This is a genomic window from Achromobacter xylosoxidans, assembly GCF_014490035.1.
GTDB classification, from domain to species: domain Bacteria; phylum Pseudomonadota; class Gammaproteobacteria; order Burkholderiales; family Burkholderiaceae_B; genus Achromobacter; species Achromobacter bronchisepticus_A.
This window is the reverse complement of sequence record NZ_CP061008.1, coordinates 3,721,576-3,744,979: the sequence shown is the minus strand read 5'-3', so window position 1 is coordinate 3,744,979 and position 23,404 is coordinate 3,721,576. Positions and strand designations below refer to the sequence as shown.

The 23,404-nt window shown below is 67.8% G+C and carries 18 protein-coding genes; 6 read left to right on the top strand and 12 right to left on the bottom strand.

From position 1 onward, the window contains the following. Nucleotides 1-106 precede the first annotated feature (106 nt). A complete protein-coding gene (locus IAG39_RS17400; RefSeq protein ID WP_059379643.1) occupies nt 107-1,018 on the top strand; it encodes a LysR family transcriptional regulator in 912 nt (303 codons plus the stop codon). A gap of 33 nt (nt 1,019-1,051) precedes the next feature. Here IAG39_RS17400 and IAG39_RS17395 read toward each other — a convergent pair whose 3' ends face one another. From IAG39_RS17395 to IAG39_RS17370, 6 genes are all read right to left on the bottom strand, one after another. Beyond that, nucleotides 1,052-2,026 (bottom strand): Bug family tripartite tricarboxylate transporter substrate binding protein, encoded by a 975-nt coding sequence (locus tag IAG39_RS17395; protein WP_059379644.1) that lies wholly within the window; start codon nt 2,024-2,026, stop codon nt 1,052-1,054. 114 nt (nt 2,027-2,140) lie between these two features. Beyond that, nucleotides 2,141-3,289 carry an FAD-dependent monooxygenase gene (locus tag IAG39_RS17390; RefSeq protein ID WP_118931912.1) on the bottom strand — a complete coding sequence of 383 codons (1,149 nt, stop codon included), beginning with the start codon at nt 3,287-3,289 and terminating at the stop codon, nt 2,141-2,143. Further along, nucleotides 3,286-3,762, bottom strand: a complete 477-nt coding sequence (locus IAG39_RS17385) for an acyl-CoA thioesterase (RefSeq protein ID WP_059379646.1) — start codon at nt 3,760-3,762, stop codon at nt 3,286-3,288. Before IAG39_RS17385 ends, IAG39_RS17390 begins: the two co-directional genes overlap by 4 nt. Beyond that, nucleotides 3,749-5,437, bottom strand: a complete 1,689-nt coding sequence (locus IAG39_RS17380) for an AMP-binding protein (protein ID WP_118931913.1) — start codon at nt 5,435-5,437, stop codon at nt 3,749-3,751. Before IAG39_RS17380 ends, IAG39_RS17385 begins: the two co-directional genes overlap by 14 nt. 24 nt (nt 5,438-5,461) lie before the next feature. Then, complete coding sequence (locus tag IAG39_RS17375) at nt 5,462-6,361, bottom strand: VOC family protein (protein ID WP_118931914.1); 900 nt, start codon at nt 6,359-6,361, stop codon at nt 5,462-5,464. Nucleotides 6,362-6,384: 23 nt separating this feature from the next. Further along, nucleotides 6,385-7,644: an alpha/beta hydrolase gene (locus IAG39_RS17370; RefSeq protein ID WP_118931915.1), complete on the bottom strand. Its 1,260-nt coding sequence runs from the start codon at nt 7,642-7,644 to the stop codon at nt 6,385-6,387. A gap of 219 nt (nt 7,645-7,863) precedes the next feature. Between IAG39_RS17370 and IAG39_RS17365 the strand changes: the two genes are divergently transcribed. Further along, complete coding sequence (locus tag IAG39_RS17365; protein WP_059379650.1) at nt 7,864-8,574, top strand: TetR/AcrR family transcriptional regulator; 711 nt, start codon at nt 7,864-7,866, stop codon at nt 8,572-8,574. A gap of 19 nt (nt 8,575-8,593) precedes the next feature. Here IAG39_RS17365 and IAG39_RS17360 read toward each other — a convergent pair whose 3' ends face one another. The 3 genes from IAG39_RS17360 to IAG39_RS17350 all read right to left on the bottom strand — a co-directional run bounded on the left by IAG39_RS17360 (nt 8,594) and on the right by IAG39_RS17350 (nt 11,597). Then, nucleotides 8,594-10,360, bottom strand: a complete 1,767-nt coding sequence (locus IAG39_RS17360; RefSeq protein ID WP_118931916.1) for a hypothetical protein — start codon at nt 10,358-10,360, stop codon at nt 8,594-8,596. Further along, nucleotides 10,361-10,750 (bottom strand): hypothetical protein, encoded by a 390-nt coding sequence (locus tag IAG39_RS17355; protein ID WP_118931917.1) that lies wholly within the window; start codon nt 10,748-10,750, stop codon nt 10,361-10,363. It lies immediately after the preceding gene. Between the two features lie 118 nt (nt 10,751-10,868). Further along, the gene (locus IAG39_RS17350) at nt 10,869-11,597 is read right to left on the bottom strand and encodes an IclR family transcriptional regulator (RefSeq protein ID WP_118931918.1); all 729 of its coding nucleotides are present in this window, start codon (nt 11,595-11,597) and stop codon (nt 10,869-10,871) included. A 200-nt stretch (nt 11,598-11,797) separates the two neighbouring features. Between IAG39_RS17350 and IAG39_RS31610 the strand changes: the two genes are divergently transcribed. The 4 genes from IAG39_RS31610 to IAG39_RS17335 all read left to right on the top strand — a co-directional run bounded on the left by IAG39_RS31610 (nt 11,798) and on the right by IAG39_RS17335 (nt 16,005). Further along, nucleotides 11,798-12,733 carry a hydroxymethylglutaryl-CoA lyase gene (locus IAG39_RS31610; protein ID WP_118931919.1) on the top strand — a complete coding sequence of 312 codons (936 nt, stop codon included), beginning with the start codon at nt 11,798-11,800 and terminating at the stop codon, nt 12,731-12,733. Nucleotides 12,734-12,814: 81 nt separating this feature from the next. Then, complete coding sequence (locus IAG39_RS31605; protein ID WP_118931920.1) at nt 12,815-14,002, top strand: CaiB/BaiF CoA transferase family protein; 1,188 nt, start codon at nt 12,815-12,817, stop codon at nt 14,000-14,002. Nucleotides 14,003-14,004: 2 nt separating this feature from the next. Next, nucleotides 14,005-14,991 (top strand): Bug family tripartite tricarboxylate transporter substrate binding protein, encoded by a 987-nt coding sequence (locus IAG39_RS17340; RefSeq protein WP_118931921.1) that lies wholly within the window; start codon nt 14,005-14,007, stop codon nt 14,989-14,991. Nucleotides 14,992-15,024: 33 nt separating this feature from the next. After that, on the top strand, nt 15,025-16,005 hold the full coding sequence (locus tag IAG39_RS17335; RefSeq protein WP_165867792.1) for a Bug family tripartite tricarboxylate transporter substrate binding protein: 981 nt from the start codon (nt 15,025-15,027) through the stop codon (nt 16,003-16,005). A 21-nt stretch (nt 16,006-16,026) separates the two neighbouring features. Here the strand turns inward: IAG39_RS17335 and IAG39_RS17330 are convergent, their stop codons facing one another. The 3 genes from IAG39_RS17330 to IAG39_RS17320 are packed head-to-tail and all read right to left on the bottom strand — an operon-like array spanning nt 16,027 to nt 23,359. Beyond that, nucleotides 16,027-19,116 (bottom strand): efflux RND transporter permease subunit, encoded by a 3,090-nt coding sequence (locus IAG39_RS17330; RefSeq protein WP_118931923.1) that lies wholly within the window; start codon nt 19,114-19,116, stop codon nt 16,027-16,029. Beyond that, a complete protein-coding gene (locus IAG39_RS17325) occupies nt 19,113-22,193 on the bottom strand; it encodes a multidrug efflux RND transporter permease subunit (RefSeq protein WP_118931924.1) in 3,081 nt (1,026 codons plus the stop codon). Before IAG39_RS17325 ends, IAG39_RS17330 begins: the two co-directional genes overlap by 4 nt. Further along, a complete protein-coding gene (locus IAG39_RS17320) occupies nt 22,190-23,359 on the bottom strand; it encodes an efflux RND transporter periplasmic adaptor subunit (RefSeq protein ID WP_118931925.1) in 1,170 nt (389 codons plus the stop codon). The genes IAG39_RS17325 and IAG39_RS17320 overlap by 4 nt, the downstream gene beginning before the upstream one ends. Between the last annotated feature and the right edge of the window lie 45 nt (nt 23,360-23,404).

The window sequence follows — 23,404 nt, the reverse complement described above, 5'->3', positions numbered from 1 at the left end:
GCTGGGATGCTGAGGGAGGCACAAAGTTATTACGCTTCATAACATGCCACAATTAGATAATTAGCATTCTTTCGTTGCCATTAAGGCATGGGTAAGAGGGGCCGCCATGATTTCGCTGGGCTTGAGGTACTTCCTGGAGGTCGCGCGCTGCGGCTCCATCGCGGGCGCCGCGGCGGCGCAGCACGTGGCGGCCTCGGCCGTCAGCCGGCAGATCGCCAAGCTGGAGGACGGGCTGGGCATCGCGCTGTTCGAGCGGCAGGCGCGCGGCATGGAACTGAGCGAGGCCGGCCGCCAACTGGCGGCGTACGCCAATGCCGCCGCGCTGGAAGCCGAGCGCGTCACCACCGAGATCCGCCAGCGCAGCCACCTGGGCGACGTGACCATACGCCTGGCCTGCACCGAAGGTTTCGCCCACCGATTCCTGCCCATGTGCATGGCCGAGTTCAAGCGGGTGCGGCCCGAGGCCCGCTTCCATCTGCATGTGGAGCGCCCCGAGGAGGTCAGCCGGCAGATCCTGGAAGGCCTGTCGCAGCTGGCGCTGCGCTACACCACCGCGCAGGACGACCGGCTCAAGACCGAATTGCTGGTGCGCGCGCCGGTCTATGCGGTCATGTGCCGCAACCACCCGCTGGCCAGCCGCCGCAGCCTGAGCGTGCGCGACCTGACCAAGGTGCCGCTGTCGCTGGGCGACCATGGCACCACCGTGCGGCAGCTGTTCGACGCGGCCTGCGCCAATGCCGGGCTGCATATCGAGCCGGCCTATGTGTCCAATCATTCCGCGGCCTTCCTGCCCATGCTGCCGGGCAGCGACATCGTGGCGCTGTCGGGCTACCTGACGATGCTGGGACAGCGCGACGGCGAGGGCTTGGCGGCGGTGCCGTTCAGCAATCCGGAAATGCGGCAGCGGAGCATCCAGGTCCTGACCTTGCAGGGCCGGACCTTGCCGGCGCTGGCGCGCGAATTCCTGGAGTTCATGGCGCAGCGGCTGACGGCGACGCCCAAGGCGCCGGAAGGGTAGCGGGGCCGCCGCGGGCAGCCCCGGGACGGTGCCTCAGTCCAGCGAGATATTGGCCTCTTTGACCACGGCCGCAAAGCGCGCCGAATCGGCGTCGCGGGCCTGGGCCAGCGCGGCGGCGTCCTGCGGCCAGGCGTCGAAGCCATAGGTTTCGAAGCGTTTGCGCACGGCGGGCGTGACCACGGCCTGGGCGATGGCGGCGTTGATGCGCTTGACCACGGCATCCGGCGTGCCCTTGGGCGCGAAGGCCGCGACCCAGGTTTTCAACTCGAAGTCCTTGGGGCCGCCGGCCTCGCTGACCGTGGGCACGTCCGCGTAGGAACCCAGGCGGGACGGCGCCGCCAGCGCCAGCAGCTTGACGCGCTTGGCCTGGTACAGGTTCTGCACCGTGGCCGCCGTGCCGAAAGCCCAATCGACTTCGCCATTGGCCACCGCCGTGTAGAGCTGGGCCAGGTCCTTGAAGGGCACGTGCGTCATGCTGGTCTGCGTGGCGGTCTGGAACATGGAGGTGCCCACGTGCGCCACGCTGCCCATGCCCCAGGTGCCGTAGGTCAGCTTGCCGGGCTGGGCCTTGGCCGCCGCGATCAGGTCGGTGACGTTGTTCCAGGGGGACGAGGCCGACACCACCATGAAGAAATGCGTGGTGTAGATCGGCGCCACCGGGACGAAATCCTTGACCGGATCGAAGGGCAGGCTGCGGTAGAGCTGTGGTTGCAGCGTCATGTGGGTGTTGTCCACCACCGCCAGCGAGTAGCCGTCGGGCGTGGCGCGCTTGACCTCGCCGATCGCCAGCCAGCCGTTGGCGCCAGGCTTGTTCTCGACGATGAGCGGCTGCTTCCAGGCCGCCGTGAGCTGTTCGCCCAGCATGCGGGCGACGGCGTCGGGGCCGCTGCCCACCGAATAGGGCAGCACGATGCGCACCGGCCGTTCGGGGTACTTGTCGGATTGGGCCTGTGCCGAGGCGCAGGCCAGGGCGCCAGTCAGCGCCAGGCACCAAAGAGTATTTTTCATGTCTCCTCCACTTTCCATGGATGGTTTTTGCGGCGCTTCCCCGCGCCGCTTATCGTTGAGGCCGCAAGTGCGGGTGCGCCGCGGCCGGGTACTCACAACAAAACAGTGCGCCGCTCAGGACACGGCCGCCGCCTCCGGGTGCAGCGCCTCGTAGGCCGCGGCGAAGCCCGGATCGCGCTGGCGCAGGTCGTCGTGGCTGACCTGGCCCGTGCGGCGCATGTAGTCGTAGGCGAAGGACACCGGGTCCAGGTGCATCTTGTCGGCCACGTTCTCGTACCAGTCCAGGCTGCGCGCGGCGGCGCTCTGGAAGTTGGACGAAGCCGGGCGGCGCTGCGCCTCGAAGTGCGCGAACGCGGCCTGCGTGTCGTCGGGATGCCGCGTGAGGCCTTGATGCAGCGCGATCGCGTCCTGCATCGCCATGCGGGTGCCGGAGCCGAGCGAGAAATGCACGGTGCGCAACGCGTCGCCAAGCAGGACGATGTTGCGGTGCGACCAGCGCTCATTGCGCACGATGTTGGCCTCGAACCAGAGCGAACGGTTGCCCAGCAGTTCGTTGGCGCCCAGGTCGGCGCGGAAAACTTCTGCGCAATAGCGGCGGCTTGCGTCCTCGCTGGCCGCGTCCAGGCCGGCGCGTTGCCAGGTGTCCGGGTCCACTTCCACCAGGAAGGTGCTGAGGTCCTTGCTGTACTGGTAGCTGTGCGCGATGAAGATGCCGTGGTCCGTTTCGCGGAAGATCAGCGACACCGGATGAAAGCGCTGGCGCGTGCCGTACCAGGCGAACTTGTTGCGACGGCGTTCGAAGCTCGGCCGGAAGTGTTCGGCGTACTGCTTGCGCACGGCGCTGTTGCTGCCGTCGGCAGCCACCACCATGTCCACTTCCGCGGCCAGCCGCTCCACGTCGTCGATCCGCTGTTCATGCAGGATCTTGACGCCCGCTTCCAGGCAGGCGCGCTCCAGGACTTCCAGCATGTCGATGCGGGCCGTGCGCGAGAAATGGTTGCCCTGGACCTGGACGCGGGCGCCCTGATGGATGATTTCCATGTAGTCGCAGCGTTCGTGGTGCGCGACAAAGGCCTTGAAGAATTCCGGGTCGGCTTCGCGCAGGAAGGACAGGCCGATGTCCGAGAACACCACGCCCCAGCCGTAGGTGGCGCCGCGCGGGTTCCGTTCGTACACGGTGATATCGTGCTGCGGCGCATGCTTCTTGGCGAGCAGCGAAAAGTACAGGCCGGCGGGGCCGGCTCCGATGACGGCGATCTTCATTTGGCTTCACTCCTGTTTGCTTCGGCCTGCGCGCAGGCTTGCTGATATGACTGCAGCGCGCCGCGCAGCGCGGCGGGCACTTCGATGGCGCGCCGTTCGCCGCGCGCCACGCAGATCGGGGTCAGCCTGGCGTCGAACGCCGGCTGGCCGCGCACGCTGCCGGCCACGTGCAGGGTGTAGGTGCGGGTGCGGATTTCCTCGACCCTGACGCACATGTCGAATTCCTCGTCGGGCCACAGCGAGGCCTGGAAGTCGAAGGACAGCGCGCGCGTCGGCGTGCCGAAGCCGTGCTCATCCTTGATGCGCTGCGGCGTGCCGTTGAACAGGTGGCCGTAGAACAGTTCGGCCGCTGACAGCACGTATTCGCCAAAAGTGACGGTGTAGACCACGCCGGCGGGATCGCAGTCGCCCCATTTGACGCGGCGGCGCACGATGAAAGGCGTTTCGCTCAAGACGTATTCAGTGCTGGTCATTGCCGTTCTCCCGGGCCTTTGCGGCTTCCTGATTGAGCATTTCCGCGACGCTATGGCGCAGGGCGGCCTTGTCGAGCTTGCCGACCTTGGTGACGGGGAAGGCTTCGATCTGCTCGATGCGTTCGGGGCATTTGTATTTGGCGAGCCCCTGGCCCGTGAGGAAGTCCGCCAGTTCCGTCAGGCTGGGCGCCGCGTGGCCAGGCCGGACGATGATGAAGATGCAGCCTTTCTCGCCGTAGAAGGGGTCGGGCATGGCCACCAGGCGCGCTTCGGAAATCGCGGGATGCGCGCCGACCAGCGCCTCGACTTCCTCGCAGCCGATCTTCTCGCCGCCGCGGTTGATGTTGTCGCGCAGGCGGCCTTCGAAGGCGTAGCAGGTTGCGCCATCGACCAGGCGCGCCGTCATCATGTCGCCGGTGCGGTAATAGCCGTCCGAGGTATAGGCCGAGGCGTTCGCCGCCGGGGCATCGAAGAATCCGGGCAGCGTGGCGGGGCCGCGGAAGCAGAGTTCGCCCATCTGGCCTTCGGCCACCGGTTCCTCGGTGCCGGGCGCCAGCAGGCGGATGTCGTCCTCGGGACAGCCCGAGCGGCCTTGCGTATGGTGCCGCTCGTACTCGGACGCGTCGGCGGGCGAGCCCAGCAGCAATCCTTCCGTGATGCCGAAGAGGTTGGAGCAGGGCACGTTCAGATGCGCTTCGAGGCGGTCCGCGGCGCTCATGGTGATGAACAGGCGCAAGGAGGACAGGTCGTAGTTCGCCAGGTCGGGAAAGGCCATGATCTGCGGCGCTATCGGCCCGATGGACATGGCGCGGGTGACGCGGTGGCGTTCGATCAGCTCCAGCATGCGCGGCACGTCGACCCGCGGCATCAGCACCGCGGACACGCCCATGGCGATGACGGGGATCAGCACATAGACCTGGGCCGCGTTGTGCAGCAGGGGCAGCGCCCAGATGATGCGGTCGTCGTCCTGCATCTTGTAGCGCCGGGCGCAGGCCAGCGAATGGCCCAGATACTCGGCGTGGAAGCGCGGGATGATCTTGGGCATGCCGGTCGTGCCGCCCGACAGCTGGAAGCTCAGCACGTCCTCGCAGCCGGGTCCCTGGTCCGCCAGGATGAGGCGGGCCTCGGCCAGCGGCATCGCATCGAGCAGCGCATGCAGGGACTCGCCATGCGGCGAGTCGCCGCGCGCCACGACCAGGTGTTCCAGCGTGTCGCTGGCGGCCAGCATGCCGGCGGCAAAGGCCGGCAGATCGAACTTGCCGAAGTCGGCCTGCACGAAATAGCCGCGGGCGCGGGTCTGGCGCGAGAGCTGGCCGATCTCCAGCTCGCGGTGCTGCGGCAACGAACAGACCGGGACGATCCCCGCCTTGTAGCAGGCCAGCAAGGCCAGCGCGGTTTCAAGCGTGGTGCCCATCTGGAAGATGGCGCGGTCCGCGGGCGCCAGGCCCAGCTTCAGCAAGGCGGCGGCCAGCCGGTCGGTCTGTTCGTCCAGTTCGCGAAAGCTCAGGCTGCCTTCGTCGATGATCAGCGCGGTGCGTTCGGGGCAGCGCCGGGCCGTGGCGTGCAGCGCCGCGCCCACGGTCGAATGCTCCCAGGCGCCGCTGGCGAAATACTGGCGGGCGCGCTCGGGGTGGTGGTAGATCACGCCCTCTATGGGGTGGCGTATATCTCGCATGATGGTCTCCTCCTGGCCCGTGTCTCAGTGGCGCGCGGCCGAGATCCGGACGCGGTCCCGATCCAATACGTCGATCGTGCCGCTGACGCCGCCGGTGAACAAGCCATACCAGACGGCGGGCTTGAGCCCCAGGGCCTTGCGCTGGAACTCCACCGGGCCGTCGGAAACGATGCAGTCGAAATGCTCGCCCGGTACCACGGTGCAGTTTTCGCGTCCCGAGGCGTCCTCGACCAGGGACGAAAACTCCTCGACGCGCGGCACGAAGATCCGCACCGGCGGCTCGGCGCCGACATCGGCCAGCTCCAGCCTGTCTTGCAGCAGCGCCGCCTTGCGCGCCCAGACGTCGTCGATGTGCTGGATGCGTCCGCCAGCCGATTCCGCTTCGGCTTCGGCCTGCATGGCCGCCTGCAGCGTCAAGGCGGCGTCGATCGCGTCGACTTCGCCCAGGGGCCGCAGCTTGCGTGTGAATTCGATGAAATAGCCGTTGGGATCGCGTACGTAGATGGATTCGATCACTTCATGGCGGGTTTCGACCGAGACTTCCAGCCCGGCATCCTGCAGCTTCTGCTTCCAGGCCTTGAGCTCGTCCTCGCTTTCCACCAGCCAGGCGGTATGCGTGGCGTCGAACACATGGTCTTCGGGCAGCGGCCGCATGCGGCTGCGTCCGCGCAGCGCTTCGGGTTCGTCCGAGCCCAGGTAATAGAAGAACGCGATGGTGCTGCCCTGGCCGCTGTCGAAGAAGAAATGCAGGAAGTCCGGGTGCGTGGCGGGACCCCAGCCGCGCGCCGAGATCACATGCACCAGCGGCAGGCCGAGGATGTCGCGGTAGAAGGCGACCGTTTCGCGCAGGCGCCAGGTGGGCCGCGCCGTATGGTCCACGCCGTGCAGGCGCAGGGGGGCGGGGGTCTTGGGAGTTGCAGTCATGACTTGCTCCGTCGGCATTCGGATTACAGGAAACGTTGGCGCAGCCAGGCGGCCAGTTCGCGGCCGGCCGCATAGCGCCCGGGTTCTTCGCCTTCGACCAGCGCGCGGCCGTGGTGGTCGCCGCGGATGCGCAGGTGGGTCTTGTCCGGCGCGGGGATGGCGTCGTGGATGGCGCGCACGTCGGAAGGGAAACAGGCCTGGTCGCCGGTGTATTCGACGATCAGGGTGGGCTGATTGATGCCGCCGGCGGTGCGCGCCATGCTGGCGTTGGAAGACAGGCCGGACCAGGTCGACAGCCAGCTCTCGGGCGTGCAGAAGCGGGCGAAGCCGACGGCGCCATAGTTCGACGCGTAGGGATCCTTGCCCCACAGCGAGCCCGGGTGGCGGTCGGAAGGATCCAGGCTGAGGTCCAGGCAGCGCAGGTCGGCGTCGGTGCGCCAGACCACCAGCACCGGCGTGTGCGCGGCCTGGCGGCGGCGTGCGGCGGATGTGTCGGCGCCGCTCTTGAGGTCGGCGCGGGCCGCCAGGCGGTCGGCGATCATCTGCCGCGCCTGCGCGTCCAGGCGCGCCACGCGGTCGCGCTGCGCCTGGCGGTAGCGGGCGACGAACTCCGGCGCATAGCGCGCCTGGCCCTTGGGCCGGTAGCCGTTCTCGGGCGCCAGCGGATCCAGGTCCGGCGCCGCCGACAGTGCGTCCTTCTCGTCGGCGACAGAGGGGTCGATGCAATTCAGCAGCAGCGAACCCTGGCCCGGATGCGGACCCACCAGCACCAGGCCATGCACCTCGGGCATGTCCAGTGCATCCAGCCCGCTGGGCTTGCCGCCCGGGGTGCGGGCGACGCGCTCGCCGGCGGGCAGGCCGGCCTGCTGCGCATAGAACGCGTACAGGCCGGCGCCGCCGGAATTGCCCAGCAGCACGATCTTCTTGAAACCCTGCTCGCGCAGGAAGCGCAGGCCGGCGGCCACGTCCTGCAGCGCCTGTTCGTGTTCCAGCCTGAGATCGTTGCCGACCGAGCGCGCGCCTTGCGACCACGCCGCAAGACCGGCGCCGACGATGTCGGGGATCAGGTAGTGGCAGGCCATGAACTCGCGCGGATGCATCACGCAGACCACGGTGTCGGGACGGGGGCCGGCCGGCTGGTACAGCGATCCGGAGGTGGCGGCGCCGTCCGCGGTGCGCAGCACGACGTTGCGGGTCGAGGCGCCGGCGGGCAGGTCGCGCGGATTCCAATCGGTGTTGAGAAAGCCGGCGGTGATCTGGCTGGAGGGGGCGGCGGTAGTCACATTCGTCTCCTGTGGCGATGGTCCTGAGACCTCGGTTTGACGTATTAGACGAATATTTGACTTTAGTGTCAATTAAATTTAAAAAACTGACAGTAGCGTCAAAAATTGGGGACTCAGCCGCGGGAGAACGCCGGCCGGCGCGGGTTGGAGACGTAAACGCGCATGCCATAATTTCGGGACGGGGCCGTCCCGGACGGTCCATTCGAGGAACATCGCAACGTGAACGACGCAAGCACCAAGGGAGCGCTGAAGGGCGAAGCGCTGCGCACCGCCATACTCGACGCCGCTGCCACGCTATTCATCAAGCGCGGCAGCGGCGGCACCAGCATCCAGGACATCGCCGAATCCCTGGGCCTGAGCCGCACCGCGGTCTATTACTACTTCAAGAGCAAGGACGAGATCCTGCGTTCGCTGACCGAGGACGTGCTGAGCGCGGCCAAGAAAATGGCCGGCGAGACCGCCACCCGCGAGGACCTGGATCCAGTCGAGGCGCTGCGCGCGCTGGTCACGCGGCATGCCGACCTGATCCTGTCGCGCACCGCCGAGTTCCGCGTGGCCGACCGGACCGAGGCCGACATGACGCCCAAGCAGCGCGCCGCGGTGCAGGCGTCGCGCCGGAACGTGCTGGAGAACTTCAGCCGCGTCATCGAAAACGGCATCCGCGACGGCCAATTCCGCATGGTCGATCCGCACGTCGCCGCCTTCAGCCTCATCGGCATGTGCAACTGGTCGGCGTGGTGGTACAAGCCCGACGGCCGCCTGAGCCGCGCCGAAGTCGCGGCCATCATGGCCGACATGGCGGTGCAGTCATTGCTGCGCGACGCCTCCCGGCGTCCCAGGTCGCCGGACGTAAGCGAGTCCTTGCGGCTGGTGCGCGAGGATCTGGATTATCTGGAGAAGCTGGTGCTGCCGGGCGGGCAGTTGCCCTGATTGCCGTGGGCGGCTTGCGTCAGAGAAAGACCCTGCGCTTGCCCTCATGGATCAAGGGCAGGCCGTGGGCGGCCTGGGCCTGGGAGAGTCGCGCGGTGACTTCATCGAAGTCCATTTCCCGATGCTGCAGCAAGGCCCGAATGCAGGTCTCGTCCGAGGTCCAGGACTGGATCAGTCCCAAGGCCGCCATTGCGTTCACATGGCTTCCTTCTTCGTCCAGGATCTGCCAGAGTCCGTCGGTGCGCAACGTTTTCAGGCAGGCGTCCAGATGGGCGTCGACCACGAAGCGCATCGCATGGTTGAAGTAGAAGTGTTCGGCCAGGCGCGCGACCGCGCCCGGCCGCAGCAGCGGTTCGTCGCGCAAGCCGGCGTGCATGCGCAGATAGGAGCCCAGGATTTCCCGCCGGTCGTGGTCGCCGAGGACGATGCGGATCGCCTGCGTGAGCGTTTCCTGTTGCGTGGCGGAAACGCGGTCCCCGAAGAGCGCGAACAGGGCGCCCTTGTCGTCCACGCACACCAGCGCGATCTCGTACTCGTCGGGCAGGTAGTAGAGCGCCAGCGAGGCCGGGTTGCGGCCGTCGGGTTTGCGCTTGGGCCGGGCGGTTGCGGAGAAGACGGGATCGCCGTTCGCATAGACCGTGCATCTGCCGTCCGCGCCTGTTTCGCATTCCACCTGATCTACCCGCAAGCACACGATGGCGCGGTGCAACAGGTGCGCCCAGATCCTGAGCAGGCGCTGCAGGTCAGCCGGATCCACCTTGTCGATACCCGTTGCCGCCCGGTCCAGCGCCGCGCCGAACTCGCGGATCGCATGTAGTTTTTCCGCCCGCGTCATGCCTTTGAGGTCGGGCCCCTTCAGATCCTTCAAGCCGGGTGCGATGGCGCGCAAACGCTGGTAAAGGCGCCAGTTGACGTCCTCGACCAACTGATCGTCCAGGTAGATGCAGCGGCCGTGGCCCTCCAGGTCGGAGTACTTCTCCAGCGCTTTCTCCATTTCCGCGACGCGCTGCTCCAGATCCGGCGCCGACAACAGCTTGAGGCGCTCGTTCAGATGGCTGGCAAGGCCGTCGAACGCTTGCGTGCCGTGCAGCGCCTGCGCGCCGGCGTCGAGCAGCTTGTCCACGAATCCCGCGTCGTCGAAGACCAGATTGCGCAAGTACAGCAGAAACAGGTCGGCGTCGGCCAGGCGGGGGGAGGCCTTGCGCGCTTGCATCCACAGGTTCTTCACGCTGAGATAGCCCAGCAGATAGCCGCCGTTGCGGCTGCTCATGGCCTGCACCAGCAATCCGCTCTTGCTGCGCAGGGCTTGGTCGGACAGGCGGTATTCGATCAGCCGGTGGCGCAGCGCGTCGATGACGTCCGCCGCCGTCTCGTCATCTTCAGGGGGAAACAGACGTCCCAGCATGGCCAGCGTGCCGGACAGGACCGGAGAGGGCCCGGGATAGACGTCGAACTGCGCGAACATGGCCATGCCTTCCAGCAGCGGCTCCAGCAGCGCGCGCGCGAACTCCACCGTGTCCCACTGCGCCAGCACGATGTCATCGGCATAGAGCGGAAACAGGGGGGAGGCCGCCAGATGTTCTTGCGACTCCAGGCTGAGTTCGGCCAGCGCGCGGCCGACGCAACCAGACAGGCACCAGTGGTGCGTCAGTTCATGCAGGACCGTGGGCAGGAGCGCGCGCGGCAGCTTGCCATGCATGGCCCATTTCACGTACTCGCGCACCGGGCTGTCGCAGACGAACACCGTGTTGGTGTCCGGGTCCATCTGGCCGGCGGCCGGCCGCATTCATTGCTCCTTGGCGGGCGTAGACACGTTGGAAAATGCGGCCTGGAGTTCCTTGAGGACCTCTGCCTTGATTTCGTCCTCGGATCGGCCGGTCAGTTCCAGCTTGCGTACCAGGCGGTTGCCTTCGGCAGTCTCGATCACAAGGTGGTCGCGCAGCGTCACCTTCCTTCCGCCCTTGGCCAGCCAGATGGCCAGCACGACGCCGGCGGCGTTGATGGTGGCCAGCGAAATGCTGACGATGGCGGTGAGCGTATCGAGTTCGCCCAGGCGTCCATCCGCCGGCCGCGTCTCCACGAAACGCACGGCATCGGCCCCCATCAATTTGACAAGTTCACGCCGGTCCAGCTCCGTCAAGTGGTCGATCCGCAGTTGCAGGGCTTCGGGTGCCATGGAGGGACTCCGGCCGTGGAGGGAAATGCATTGTTTATCCGCCGGTTCGGGCTTGTCCATCGTGCGGAAGGACCGGTTTTTTTACACTGCCCGGCGGTATTCGCGGCCTTCGCGTCCGCTAGCCCACTTTTCCGGTCAGGCGCCGCGCCGCCTCCCGCACCGCTGCCAGATGGGCGGCAACATAACGATGGACGGGGGCGGTCAGCGTCACCGCCGCTGCGATCTCGCCATTGAGCAGAAAGACTGGAGCGGAAATGCCCGCCACTTCCGCCAGGCGGTCGCCCATGGCCGCGAAATAGCCGTCGGCGCGGATGCGCGCATGCAGTTCCTGATCCGGTCCCGGCGCCCGCCCCAACACGGGGTCGTAGGCCGTCAGGACGCGCCCGCCGCTGCCGCGGTCCAGCGGCAGCAAATCGCCCGCACGGATGTGGTCGCGCACCGGATGCGGCGAATCCACGCGGTAAAGGCACAGGCGCGCATCGCCCTGGCGCACGTGATAGGCCGCGCTTTCGCCGGTCGCGGCGACCAGGTCGCGCAACACCGGCATGACCACCTCTTCCAACGAAAACGAGGCGGCGTAGAGACCGTGGAGACGGGCGATTTCTCCACCCAGGGCATAGCGGCCGTCGTCCAGGCGCTGGATCCATCCGGCGTGCTCCAGCGACGCCAGCAGTCGCAGGACCGTGCTCTTGTACAGGCGCGTACGCTCGGCCAGTTCTCCCAGTGACAGGGCCTTGTCACCCGGCGCGTAAACCGACATCAGGCTGAGCGCGCGGTCCACCGCGGCCACGCCGCCCTGGGCGGCATCGCTATCGGCCAGGGATTCCGTGGCGGCTTTACGGGGCATGCGCGGCTCCGCAGGGTTGATTCCAGGGCTGGGCCATATTCCATCCTTTAGAACGAGTGACGGCATTGTAGGCGCTGCCTGGCGCGTGGCTCGTGGTTTTCCCGGGCGAGCCGGCGCTTGACAGTTGCGGCGGGTGAATTCCATAATTCTATCTAAAGAAACAGCGTTCTATAAGATAGAATTTTCGGAGACATCAAGCCATGGCCCATCCCAGCGACCGGAACCCCGACGTCTTGATCAGCGAAGTGGGCCCGCGCGATGGCTTGCAGTCGGTCAAGGCGACCATGCCCACCGCCGACAAGCTGCGCTGGATCGATGCGCTGGTCGCGGCCGGCGTGCGTGAAATCGAAGTGGCTTCCTTCGTGCCGGCGCGCCTGCTGCCGCAGATGGCGGACGCTGCCGAGGTGGTGCGGCATGCGGCGCGCCATCCGGCGCTTACCGTCATGGCGCTGGTGCCCAACCTGCGTGGCGCAGAGGCGGCGCTGAAGGCAGGCGTCCACAAGCTGACGATGCCGGTCTCCGCCAGCCGCGAGCATTCGCTGGCCAATGTGCGCAAGACGCCAGAAGAAATGGTGGAGGAGGTTCGGGCGATCGCGAGGCTGCGCGACGAGCTGGCTCCCGCGGTCAAGCTGGAGGCCGGCATTTCAACGGCCTTCGGCTGCACCTTGCAGGGCGCGGTGCCCGAAGACGAGGTCATCCGCCTGGCGGCGCTGTGCGTGGCCGCGGGCGCTGACGAATCGGGGCTGTCGGACACCGTGGGCTATGCCAATCCCGCGCAAGTGCGCCGGCTGTTCCGCCGCCTGCGCGCAGAAATCGGCGATAAGGCGGGCGCCGCCCACATGCACAACACGCGCGGCCTGGGCCTGGCCAACTGCCTGGCTGCCTGGGAGGAAGGCGTGCGCACCTTCGACAGTTCGCTGGGCGGCCTGGGCGGCTGCCCCTATGCGCCGGGCGCGTCCGGCAACGTCGTGACCGAAGACCTGGTCTTCATGTTCGAGGCCATGGGCGTGCGCACCGGCATCGACCTGGAAGGCATCGTTGCCGCGCGCGCGCCGCTTGCCGCCGGACTTCCGGGCGAGCCCCTCTACGGCATGACGCCGGACGCGGGATTGCCCAAGGGATTCGGCCAGGCTTGAGCGCCGGGGACCCCGACATCAGAAACATGCGGCCGCGCCGGTCCTGCGGCAGCCGCCCACACTTGCAGAAGATCCACGCACATGTCCAGTCCGCGCCTTCCTTACGAGCACATCCGCGTCGTCGAATTCACCCACATGGTCATGGGCCCCACCTGCGGCATGCTGCTGGCCGACCTGGGCGCCGAGGTCATCAAGGTTGAACCGGTGGGCGGCGACAGCACGCGCCGCTTGCTGGGGTCGGGGGCGGGCTTCTTCCCGATGTTCAACCGCAACAAGAAGAGCATCGCCCTGGACCTGAAGCAGCCCGAGGGCATAGAGGCCGCGTTGCGCCTGATCGACTCGGCCGACATCGTGAGCGAGAACTTCAAGGCCGGCGTCATGCAAAAGCTGGGCCTGGACTACGCCACCCTCAAGCAACGCAATCCCCGCCTCATCTATGTCAGCCACAAGGGCTTCCTGCCCGGACCCTACGAACACCGCACCGCGCTGGACGAAGTCGTGCAGATGATGGGCGGCCTGGCCTACATGACCGGGCGTCCTGGCGACCCCCTGCGCGCGGGCGCCAGCGTCAACGACATCATGGGCGGCATGTTCGGCGCCATTGGCGCCATGGCGGCCCTGGCGCAGCGCGAGCAGACGGGAGAGGGCACGGAAGTGCAGGCCTCGCTGTTCGAGAACAACGTCTTCCTGGTCGGCCAGCACATGATGCAGTACGCCGTCACCGGGCGCGCGGCCGCGCCCATGCCCAGCCGCATCTCGGCCTGGGCCATCTACGACGTGTTCACCGTCAAGGGCGGCGAACAGATCTTCCTGGCCGTGGTCAGCGACAAGCAATGGGGCATCTTCTGCCGCGCCTTCGGCCTGGCGGAGCTGCTGGCCGATCCGCGCCTGGCCAGCAACAACGACCGCGTGCAGGCGCGCGACTGGCTGATGCCGCAGCTGCGTTCGCACCTGGCGGACCGCAGCGCGGCCGAGTTGGCGGCGGTATTCGAGCGCGAAGGTTTGCCCTTCGCGCCGATCACGCGGCCTGAGCAACTGTTCGACGATCCGCATTTGGCGGCTACCGGCGGCCTCGCGCCCATCACCCTGGAGGACGGGCGCGAGTCCCTGGCGCCGCTGGCGCCCTTCACGCTGGGCGGCGCCCAGCCCGGAATACGCCTGCAGCCGCCTGCGGTGGGCGAACACACCGACGCGCTGCTGCGCGGCGTCGGCTATCGCGACGACGAAATCGCGGCCTTGAAAGCAAGGCAAATCACACAAGGAGACTAACCATGATCACGCTATCCCGCCGCGCTTTCCTGGGCGCCGCGATGTGCGCCGCGGCCTTGCCGCTGCGCGCCCAGACTGCGGCCGCCTACCCGAACGGGCGGCCGGTGCGCCTCATCGTTCCCTATACGCCGGGCGGAGGCACGGACTCCGTGGCGCGCGCCATCGCGGCCAAGGTCACTGCCATGGCAGGCTGGTCGGTGGTGGTGGAAAACCGTCCCGGCGCGGGCGGCAACATCGGCATGGACTTCGTCGCCAAGGCCAAGCCGGATGGCTACATGCTGGGCCTGGGCCAGACCGCCAACCTGGCCATCAATCCCGCCCTGATGCCGCAGATTCCCTTCGACGCGGAAAAAGACTTCGCGGCGGTCTCCCTGATCGCGTCGCTGCCGGTGGTGCTGGTGGTCAAGGCCAACGCGCGCTGGCAGACCTTGGCCGACCTGATCAAGGATGCGCGGGCCGAGCCTGGCGCCATCAAGCAGGCCCTGGCGGGTTCCGGCACGGTAGGCCATCTGGCGGGCGAACTGCTCGCCTATCAGGGCAAGTTCCAGGTGCTGAACGTGCCATATCGCGGCGCGGCGCCGGCGCTCAACGATTTGCTGGGCGGCAGTACGGACTACATGTTCGCCACGCCGCAGGCCGCCCAGGAAATGCTCAAGGGCAAGGTGCTGCGGTCCTTGGCCGTCAGCTCGCGCGCGCGGCTGGCGATCCTGCCCGATGTGCCCACCGTGGCCGAGTCCGGCTACGAGGGTTTCGAGGCGCTGGACTGGAAGGCCCTGGTGGCGCCGGCGGGCACGCCGCCCGAAGTCGTGCAGGCCGTCAATGCGGTGGTGGAAAAGGTGCTGGCGGATCCGGCCACCGTGGCCATGTTCACCGCCGAGGGCAGCACGGCCATGGGCGGATCTCCAGAGGTGGCGCAGCGCTACATCCAGGAAGAACAGAAGAAGTGGGCGCGCCTGATACGCGAAGCCGGCATCCAGACGGCCGCCTGACGCGCGCCGCAGAACATACCAGGAGACAAATCCGTGAAGCATCTTTTAGGAATCGCCGCGCTTGCCTGCGCTGCCGTGGCGCAGCCCGCCCTGGGCAATACCGGGGCGCAGTGGCCCGAACGTTCCATCCGGCTGGTCGTACCGTTTCCCGCAGGCGGTCCGACCGATATCGCCGCGCGCGTGGTCGGCAAGGCGCTCTCCGACCGCTTGGGCACGCCTTTCGTCATCGAGAACAAGGCTGGCGCGCATGGCTTCATCGGCGCCGGCGATGTCGCCCGCAGCAAGCCGGACGGATACACGCTGATGATGGCCAGCATCGGCACCATGGCGATCAATCCGGGGCTCTATCCCGACATACCCTACGATGCGAACAAGGACTTTACGCCCCTGGCGCTGGTCCTTACGGTGCCCATCGCAGTCGTGATCAACCCGCAACAGATGCCGGTGCAGACCGTGGGCGAACTGGTGGACTACCTGAAAGCCCACCCTGATCGCGTGAACTACGGTTCGGCAGGGAATGGCGGTTCTTCCCACCTGGTGCCGGAGTACTTCAAGTACAAGACCGGCACCTCCATGACCCACATCCCCTACAAGGGCTCAAGCCCGGCCGTGACCGATCTGGTGGCGGGGCAGGTCCAGGTCATGTTCGATACGTTGTTGACCAGCACGCCTTTCGTGAAGGCCGGCAAACTGCGCATGCTGGCTGTCACGACGGCGCAGCGGCTGCCGGACTATCCGCAGGTGCCGACCATGGCCGAGGCCTTGGGCGCGCCGGATTTCGAAGCCTCGTCCTGGTTCGCGATGTATGCGCCGGCAGGCACGCCGCAGGCGGTGCAGCAAAAGTTGTCCCTGGCCATCAACCAGGCCCTGGGCGACGCAGCAGTGAAGCAGCGTCTGGCTGAACTGGGCGCGATTCCGGCGGGCGGCACGCCGGGTGAACTGGCGGATTTCCAGCGGGCTGAGCAGCGCAAATGGGCGCAGGTCATCAAGGCGGCGGGAATACTCCCGGACTGACCCTGCAGGCTGGCCCGTGCTTCAGACCTCGGGGCCAGGCCGCAGCCGGCCAGCCTTCCATTTCAACCGCAGCCGTTCCAGCGCCAGATACACGATGGGCGTGGTGTACAGCGTCAAGAACTGGCTGATGAGCAGGCCGCCGACGATGGCGATGCCCAGCGGCCGGCGCAGCTCCGAGCCTTCGCCCATGCCCAGCACCAGGGGCAGGGCGCCCAACAGCCCCGCCAGGTTGGTCATGACGATGGGCCGCAGCCGCAGCATGGCGGCGCGGTGGATGGCCTGCTCGGGCGTCAGCCCTTCGCGCCGTTCCAGGCTGAGGGCGAAGTCGATCATCAGGATGGCGTTCTTCATGACGATGCCCACCAGCAGGAACAGCCCCAGCAACGCGATCAGCGTGAATTCGATGCCGGCCAGGCGCAGCGCCAGCAGCGCACCCACGCCGGCGGACGGCAAGGTCGACAGGATGGTGAGCGGATGCAGGGGGCTTTCGTACAGGATGCCCAGCACCAGGTAGATCGCCACCAGCACCGCCAGGATCAGCCAGGGCTGGTCCTGCAGGCTTTGCTGGAAGTTGCGCGCGTCGCCGCCCAGGCGGGTCTGGATCGATGAGGGCACCATCAGCTCGGCCATGGTTCTGTCGATGGCGGCCAGGGCCTGTTGCAACGACACGCCTTCGGCCAACGAAAAGCCCACGCCCACGGCGGCGAACAGGCCGTCATGGAACACGCGGTCGTTCACCAGCCCGTAGTCATAGGTGGCGAAGGCCGTCAGCGGCACGCGGGTGCCGTCCGCCGCGACCACTTGCACCTGTTCCAGCACCTCGGGGTCCTCGGTGTAGCGCGGGTCTAGTTCCAGCACCACGCGGTACTGGTTCATGGCGTCGTAGAGCGTCGCGACCTGGCGCTGGCTGAAGGAGTTGCTGAGCACGCTGCTGATGGTGCCCATGTCCACGCCCAGGCGTTGCGCGGCGGCGCGGTCTATGTCGATCACGACCTGCTGGGTGGCGCCGTCGCCTTCCGCATCGACGTCGCGCAGCTCGGGGATCTCCTGCATGGCCTTGGAGATCTTGCGCGACCATTGCCGCAGCGCCGGCACGTCGCTGGCCATGATGGCCAGTTCATGGTCGCCGGAGTTGCCAAAGCCGCCGGGCATGCGCAGGTCCTGGTCCACGTTCAGGAAGAACATGCCGCCCGGCACGGCCGGGGCGTTGGTGCGCAGCCAGTTGATGACCTCGGTCGACGATTCCTTGCGTTCGGCGGCGGGCTTCAGGCGGATCAGGAACAGGGAGTTGCTGATGCCCAGGCTGCCGCCGTTGTAGCCGATGACGTCCTGCACCGCCGGATGCTTGAGCACCAGTTGGCGGTATTGGTCGATCTTGGGTTGCATGACCTGGAACGAGAAGCCATCGTCGCCGCGCACGAAGCCCACCAGTTGGCCGGTATCCTGCACCGGCAGGAAGCCTTTGGGCGCCTGCACGTACAGGTAGACGTTCAGCCCCACCACGGCGGCCAGCAGCAACAGCGTCAGGCGGGCATGGCCCAGCACCCGCCACAGGGTGCTGCCGTACCAGGCATGGAGGCGCTCGAAGATCGCGCGCATGCGCGATGGACGCGCGTTCGCCGTAGGCGCGGCCGGGCCGGCGGGCTTGAGCCAGCGGGCGCACAGGCTGGGGATGATGGCCACCGAGACCACCAGCGAAATGACGGTGGCGGCGACCAGGGTGATGGAGAACTCGCGAAACAGCCGCTCGACCAGGCCGCCCATGAACAGGATGGACACGAAGACCACGCTCAGCGCCACGGTCATGGCCACCAGCGTGAAGCCCACTTCGCGTACGCCTCGCAGCGCGGCCTTGCGCGGCGAGAGGCCGCGCTCGATATGGCGCGAGATGTTCTCCAGCACCACGATGGCGTCGTCGACCACCAGGCCGGCCGCGACGATCAGCGCCATCAGCGACAGATTGTTCAGCGAAAAGCCCCACAGGTACATGACGGCGAAGGTGGCGATCAGGCACACCGGAATCGCCACGCTGGGAATGGCCGCCGCCCGCGCATTGCCCAGGAATGCCCACACCACCAGGATCACCAGCGCGGTGGCCAGCCCCAGCGTGATGTGCGCTTCGCGCAAGGTGGCGTTGATGCCCGGCGAGCGGTCCAGCGCCACGGTCAGGTCCACGTCGGCCGGCATCAGCGCGCGCAGGCCGGGCAGGGCCTGGTTGATGGCGCCTATGGTTTCGATGATGTTCGAACCCGGCTGGCGGCTGATGGTCAGGACCACCGCCGGGTTGCGGTTGTGAAAGCCGCTGCTGTAGCGGTTTTCCACCGAGTCGCTCACGCGCGCGATCTGCGACAGCCGGATCACCGCGCCGTCCTGGTGGCGCACGATCAGGCTTTCGTAGTCGCGCGCGGCGCGGGGCTGCTCGGGCGTGCCGACTTCCCAGCGCTGGCTGGCGGAATCGAGCTGACCTTGCGGGCGCATGGGCGCGGCGTCGGCGATGGCCTGGCGCACTTCGTCCAGCGCCACGCCGTAGTGGGCCAAGGCGTTGGAATTGACTTGCACGCGCACCGCGGGCAGGGAGCTGCCGCCCATGGTCACTTCGCCCACGCCGTTGATCTGCGAGATCTTCTGCGCCAGCACGGTCGAACCCAGGTCGTAGAGTTCGCCCGCGGGGCGCGTGGGCGAACTGAGCGCCAGCGCCATGATGGGGGCCTGGGACGGGTTGACCTTGCGATAGCTGGGATTGCCCGGCATGCCGGCGGGCAGCTCGGCGCGGGCCGCGTTGATGGCTGCCTGCACGTCGCGCGCGGCCTCGTTGATGTCGCGGTCCAGGTCGAACTGCAGTTGCACACGGGTCGCGCCCTGGTTGCTGGACGAAGTCATGGCGCTGACGCCGGCGATGCTGCCCAATGCACGCTCCAGCGGCGCGGCCACCGTGCTGGCCATGCTTTCGGGACTGGCGCCCGGCAGCTCGGCGCGCACCTCGATGGTGGGAAAGTCGACCTGGGGCAGCGGCGCCACGGGCAGCAGCCGCCATGCGACCGCGCCCAGCAAAGTCAGCGCGATCGCCAGGAAGATGCAGGCGGTCGGGCGGTGCAGCAAGGCGCGGATCATGGCGCCGGGCCTTCCATCCCGGGTTTGGCGGCCGCGGCGCCGCGGCGCTGGCCCAGGCGGTGGAAGAACAGGTACACGGCAGGCGTGGTGAACAGGGTCAGCACCTGGCTGACCAGCAGCCCGCCCACCATGACCCAGCCCAGCGGCTGGCGCAGTTCCGCGCCCGAGCCCGTGGCCAGCATCAGCGGCAGCGCGCCGAACAGCGCGGCCAGCGTGGTCATCAGAATCGGACGCAGGCGCAGCAGCGCGGCTTCGCGGATGGCGGCCTGCGGCGTCAGGCCGCGAGAGCGTTCGGCCTCCAGCGCAAAGTCCACCATCATGATGCCGTTCTTCTTCACCAGCCCGATCAACAGGATGATGCCGATGACGGCGATCAGGTCCAGCGGACGCCCGGTGAGCAGCAGCGCCAGCAAGGCGCCCACCGCGGCCGAGGGCAGGGTGGACAGGATGGTCACCGGATGGATGGCGCTTTCATACAGCATGCCCAGCACCAGGTACATGGTGACCACGGCGGCCAGCATCAGCCACAGCGTGTTCGACAGCGAGGCCTGGAAGGCCGCCGCCGCGCCCTGCAAGCGCAGCTCCACGCTGACCGGCATGCCGATCTCCTGCCGCGCCGACTCGATGGCCGCGATGGCCGCGCCCAGCGAGCCGCCCGCGGGCAGGTTGAAGGACAGGTTCACCGCGGGGAATTGCGACAGGTGGTTCACGGCCAGCGGCGCCGCGCGCTCGCTGACGGTGGCCAGCGCCGACAGCGGAATCGCCTGCCCGTCTTCGGATTGCAGATGGATGCGTTCCAGCGCGTCCGGGTTGAGCGCCAGCTTGCGGTCCACTTCCAGCACCACCCGGTACTGGTTGGACTGCGTGAACAGCGTGGCCACCTGGCGCTGGCCGAAGGCGTTGTAGAGGGTCTGCGCCACGTCGTCCATCGTCACCCCCAGGCGGGCCGCGGCGTCGCGCGAGACCTGCAGGTAAGCCTGGCGGCCGTCGCCTTGCAGGTCGGTGGAAACGTCGGCCAGCTCGGGCGCCTGCGCCAGGCGTTCAGCCAGCGCGCGGGTCCAGCGCGCCAGCAGCGCGCTGTCCGGCGAGGTCAGCGTGAACTGGTACTGGCCGCGGCTCACGCGGTCCTCGATATTGAGTTCCTGCACCGGCTGCAGGTAGAGCGAAATGCCCTGGACCTCGCGGGCGCGGCCATCCAGCCGCGCCATGATGTCCGCCAGCGGCGCGCTGCGCTCTGACCAGGGCTTCAGGTTGATCAGCAGCCGGCCGGTGTTCAAGGTGGCGTTCATGCCGTCGATGCCGATGAAGGACGACAGGCTGGCGACGTCCGGGTCTGCCAGCAAGGCCTCGGCCACCGCTTGCTGGCGCCGCGACATGGCATCGAACGAGGTGCTCTGGGACGATTGCGTCACCCCTTGCAGCGTGCCGCCGTCCTGGGTCGGGAAGAAGCCCTTGGGCACGGCCAGGTACAGCAGTCCGGTCAGCGCCACCGTCGCCAGCATTACCGTCAGCGTCACACGTTGATGGCGCAAGGTCAGGTCCAGCCAGCCGGCGTAGCGCGCCTGGATGCGGTCCAGCAGCCCGGGGCGCGTCGCTTCGTGCGCAGGCAGAAGGCGCGCGCACATCATGGGTGTCAGGGTCAACGACACCGCCAGCGATATCAGGATGGCGACGGCCAGCGTCACCGCGAACTCGCGGAACAACCGGCCCACCACGTCCTCCATGAACAGCAGCGGGATCAATACCGCGATCAGCGACAGCGTCAGGGACACCAGCGTGAAGCCGATCTGCCCGGCGCCCTTGAGCGCGGCCGACATGGGGCTGTGGCCCTGCTCGCGGTAGCGGGCGATGTTCTCCAGCATTACGATGGCATCGTCCACCACGAAGCCCGCGCCTATGGTCAACGCCATCAGCGTGAGGTTGTTGGTGGAGAAGCCCGCCAGGTGCATGAAGCCGAAGGTGCCGATCAGGGACAGCGGCACGGCCAGGCTGGGGATCAGCGTGGCGGGCAGGTTGCGCAGGAACAGGAACGTCACCAGCACCACCAGGCCCACGGCGAAGGCCAGCTCCCATTGCACGCCGCGCACCGATGCGCGGATGCTCTCGGTGCGGTCGGTCAGCACGCGGACCTGCGCGGCGGCGGGCAGGCTGGCCGTCAGTTGCGGCAGCAGCGCCTTGACCTGGTCGGCCACGGCGATGACGTTGGCGCCCGGCTGGCGCTGGATGTTGACCAGCACGGCGGGCTGCTTGTCGACCCAGGCGGCCAGATAGCGGTCTTCGGCGCCGTCCTCTACCGTGGCGACCTGACCCAGCCGCACCGGCGCGCCGTTGCGCCAGGCGACGATCAGTTCGCGGTACTCCTCGGCGCTTTGCAACTGGTCGTTGGCGTCCATGATGACCGAACGCACCGGCCCGTCGAAGCTGCCCTTGGGTTGGTTCGAGTTGGCCTTGCCGATGGCCTCCTGCACGTCGGCCAGCTGCAGGCCGCGCGCGGCCAGCGCCATGGGATTGACCTGCACCCGCACCGCCGGCCGCTGGCCGCCCGCCAGGCTGACCATGCCCACGCCGGACAACTGCGACAGGCGTTGCGTCATGCGGGTGTCGACCAGGTCGTAGACCTGCGGCAGCGGCAGGGAATCGGACGTGACCGCCAGTGTCAGGATAGGTACGTCGGCGGGATTGACCTTGCGGTACACGGGCGGCGTCGGCAGGTCGTTGGGCAGCAGCGCGCCGCTGGCGCTGATGGCCGCCTGGACTTCCTGCTCGGCCACCCCCAGCGATACGTCCAGCGAGAATTGCAGCGTGATCACCGAGATGCCGCTGCCGCTGGTGGACGACATCTGTTTCAGGCCCGGGATCTGCCCGAAGCGCCGCTCCAGCGGCGCGGTGACGGTGCGGGCCGTCACGTTCGGACTGGCGCCGGGGTACTGCGTGGTCACCTGGATGATGGGATAGTCCACCTGCGGCAGCGCCGCCACGGGCAGCATGCGCCACGCCAGGATGCCCGACAGCAGCAGGGCGATCATCAGGAAGGACGTGGCGACGGGGCGCAGGATGAAGGGGCGCGACAGGCTCATGATCTCGGCGGTTCGACAATCTGTACGTCACGGCCGTCGTGCAGGCGGTCGACGCCTTCGACCACGACGCGTTCGCCTGCGGCCAGGCCGGCCTGCACCACGATGCGGCCGGCGTTGGCGGGGCCCAGCTCCAGCACGCGGCGGGTGGCGCGCGTGTCCTCGCCGATCACGAACACGAAGGCGCCTTCGGCGCCGTACTGCACCGCGGCCGTGGGTATGGAAATGACGTTGTCCTGCTGCACCACCGCCAGCCGGATGTTGACGAACTGATTCGGGAACAGCGATTCGTCGGCATTGGCAAAGCGCGCACGCAGGCGGACGGTGCCGCTGGCGGCCTGGATGCGGTTGTCCAGCGCCTCCAAAGTGCCTTCGGCCAGCAGGCGGCGGTCGTCCGCGTCCCAGGCCTGGACCCGCAGCGCGGCGTCGCGCGCCTGGGCCTGGCGCAAGATGTCCAGGCGCGTTTCGGAAATGCTGAAGAGCGCCGAGATCGGCCGGGTCTGCACCAGGGTGGTCAGGCCGTCGGCGTCGGCGGCGCGCACGTGGTTGCCGGCGTCGATGCGGCGCAGCCCGATACGGCCGTCGTGGGGCGCGACGATGCGCGTGTGGTCCAGCAGGCGCCGGGCATCGGCCACCTGGGCCTGGTTGCGCAGCCGCTGGGCCGCATAGGCGCGCACCTGGGCTTCGGCGGTATCCAGCTGCTGGCCCGACACCGCTTCCTGGCGCGCCAGCTTGCGGTAGCGCTGCAGATCGGCCTCGGCGTTCTCCAGCAGCGCCTGGGTGCGCGCCAGTTCGCCTTCGGCCGCGGCCAGCGCCGCAAGATAGGGGCGCGCATCGATCTCGGCCAACAGCTGGCCGCGCGCGACGGCCTGGCCTTCGGTGAAATGCAGCTTCAGCAGTTCCCCATCGACCTGGCTGCGCAGGGTGACCTGCGCCAGCGGCGTAATGGTGCCGAGCGCATGCAGGTCGCGCTGCAGCGGACCGGCGCTGGCGGCTGCAACCGCGACGGCTACCGGAATCTGCCCATATTCGGGCGGGCGCGCGGCGGGGGACCCCTTGGATCCGGCATACCAGAACGCCAAAGCGATCAAGGCCGCCAATGCCAGCGCGGCGGTCAGGATCAGGCGTTTGCGTGGGAAATCAGGGCCCGTGGAAGGGGGCAGGGACATCGGGACTGCCAGGCTAGGGGGGTTGCGGACAGTCCGGATTCTATA